The following is a 2,292-nucleotide window of genomic DNA, read 5'->3' on the forward strand; positions in this document are numbered from 1 at the left end:
GTGCGGGCCGGGGCCGTGGCCGTCGGGACCGCGGCCGGGGCGGCGCGGGGGTGGGCCGACCGGAGTGACGCGGCCGGCGGCGTCGACGACATAGGATGCGCGCAGCTGGCCATCGTCGTAGCGGCCCTGCACCTGCACCGCTGCACCCTTCGTCACCGCTGCATCGCGGCCACCATCGACCATCGCACGGCCGCTGGCGTCCTGCACCACGAAACGGTCGCCATAGACCTCCGCGACGCGGCCCTTGACCGTCACCACGCCGCTGCCGTCCGCCAGCTTCGCGACCGGGGTCGCCACGGTCGGCGCCATTTCGACCGCCGGCCGGGTCAGCGATACCGCGCCCGCCCCGCCCGCCGCGCCGATGGCGAGGCCGATCGCGACGCCGAGGCCCAGTTTCGCCGGGCTGCCGAGGGAAAATTTCGCCATGTGCTCCGCTCCTTGGTTGTTCGATGCAGCCCTTATGGCGATTCGTCCCCTCGCCACGCTGAACCCGGCGGTTCAGTTTCGGTTTAAGCAGCGTTGGCATTGGCACTGCCGTTCGTCCTGAGTAGCCATTGAGCGACGTCGAAATGGCGTATCGAAGGACCGTCCGCGGCAACAATGCTTCGATACGGGTCTTCGACAAGCTCAGCCCCTACTCAGCACGAACGGGGTCTCGGTAAGGAAGGCAAAGGCCATGCGTATCCTGCTTGTCGAGGACGATCCCGATCTGGGCCCGGCCATCGCGCGGGCGCTGCGGGCGGAGCAATGCGCGGTCGATCTGTGCCCGAGCGGGATCGACGCGCAGCATCTGGGCGATACCGAACGCTATGACGTGGCGGTGCTCGACCTGGGGCTGCCCGACCGGGAGGGGACGGCGGTGCTGAAGGGATGGCGCGAGGGAGGGCGCGACCTGCCGGTGCTGGTGCTGACCGCGCGCGACGGATGGTCGGACAAGGTCGCCGGGTTCAAGGCGGGGGCCGACGATTTCCTGACCAAGCCGTTCCGGATCGAGGAGCTGATGATGCGGTTGCGCGCGCTGGTGCGCCGCGCCGCCGGGCATGGCGCGACGCGGATCGCGTGCGGGCCGCTGGCGTACGAGACGCAGACCGGCGTGTTCGAGCTGGACGGGTTGCCGATCAGGCTGACTGCGCTGGAGCACCGGGTGCTGGCGGCGCTGATGCTGGCGAAGGAGGCGGTGATCGAGCGGCTCGACCTGATGGAGCGGGTGTATGAGGGCGATGCCGATGTCGATTCCAACAGCCTCGAGGTCATCATCGGGCGGCTGCGCAAGAAGATCGGCGCGCCGTTGATCGAGACGGTGCGCGGGCGGGGATACCGGCTGACGGCGGGAAAGCCATGAGGTTGCCGCGTTCCATCCCCCGTTCGATCCATGGCCGGATGCTGGCGCTGTCGGTCGCGACGACGCTGGTCGCGCTGCCGGTGGCGGGGGTCGCGATCGGTGGCGTGCTGGAGCGGTTCGTGACGCATGGCGTCGACGAACGGCTGGCCGACCGGTTGCGGCTGCTGGGCGCGGTGGTGCGACCCGACGGGACGGTCGACCGCGCGCTGCTGGCACGGGACGAGGTGACCGCGGCGTTCGGGCGCGGCGGGGTGTGGACGATCCGTGCGCCGGGCGGGACGTTCGGGAGCGCGATGCTGCCGATCGCGGATGCGGGACCGCCGGGCGGCCCGCGCCCGCGCCATGGTGGCGAGCGCGACATCGGGCGGCCGTTCGAGACCGAACTGGACGACGGTACGCGGCTGCACGGGTTGATGACGGTGCGGCGGGGCAGCGCCGGGCCGGTGCTGCTGGGCGTGGCGGTGCCGCGGGCGACGATCGAGCGGCCGCTGCGCGGGGCGCTGCTGCCGCTGCTGGCGACGCTGGCGATCGTGGCGCTGCTGCTGGCGGTGGCGACGCTGGTGCAGCTGCGGCTGGGGCTCCGGCCGCTGCGGGCGTTGCGCGACCGGGTGGCGGCGGTGCGATCGGGCGCGGCGGCGGACGTGCCCGAGGACCAGCCCGACGAATTGCGGCCGCTGGCGGTCGAGCTGAACGCACTGGTGCGCGAACAGGGCGCGGCGCTGGCGACGGCGCGGGGGGCGGCGGCGAACCTGGCGCATGCGCTCAAGACGCCGGTGGCGACGCTGGCGCTCGACCTCGCCGGCGATCGGCGGGAACATCAGGTCGCGCGGATCGATGCGACGATCCGCCACCATCTTTCGCGGGCGCGCGGGGGAACGGTCGACCGGCGGGCGGCGACGGCGCTGGCCCCGGCGGTCGCGGCACTGGCGGGGGTGGTGGCGGCGCTGCAC

Annotated in this window: 2 protein-coding genes and 1 pseudogene; 2 read left to right on the top strand and 1 reads right to left on the bottom strand. The window is 72.5% G+C overall.

All coding sequences use genetic code 11. The features are described from left to right. A pseudogene (locus QLH51_RS19765) lies at nt 1-426 on the bottom strand (hypothetical protein); the annotation flags it as partial. A 250-nt stretch (nt 427-676) separates the two neighbouring features. On the opposite strand from QLH51_RS19765, the gene QLH51_RS19770 reads away from it, so the two are divergent. Both QLH51_RS19770 and QLH51_RS19775 read left to right on the top strand, forming a co-directional pair. Beyond that, nucleotides 677-1,342: a response regulator transcription factor gene (locus QLH51_RS19770; protein ID WP_125662762.1), complete on the top strand. Its 666-nt coding sequence runs from the start codon at nt 677-679 to the stop codon at nt 1,340-1,342. 2 nt (nt 1,343-1,344) lie between these two features. Then, the coding region (locus QLH51_RS19775) for a HAMP domain-containing protein (RefSeq protein WP_283514675.1) at nt 1,345-2,292 on the top strand (948 nt) is incomplete at its 3' end.

It is taken from the genome of Sphingomonas sp. 2R-10, from assembly GCF_030062225.1.
Taxonomy (GTDB): Bacteria; Pseudomonadota; Alphaproteobacteria; order Sphingomonadales; family Sphingomonadaceae; genus Sphingomonas.

Coding starts and splice junctions, on each gene's coding strand:
- QLH51_RS19770 (WP_125662762.1), top strand. CDS start 677: ATGCGTATCCTGCTTGTCGAGGACGATCCCGATCTGGGCCCGGCCATC.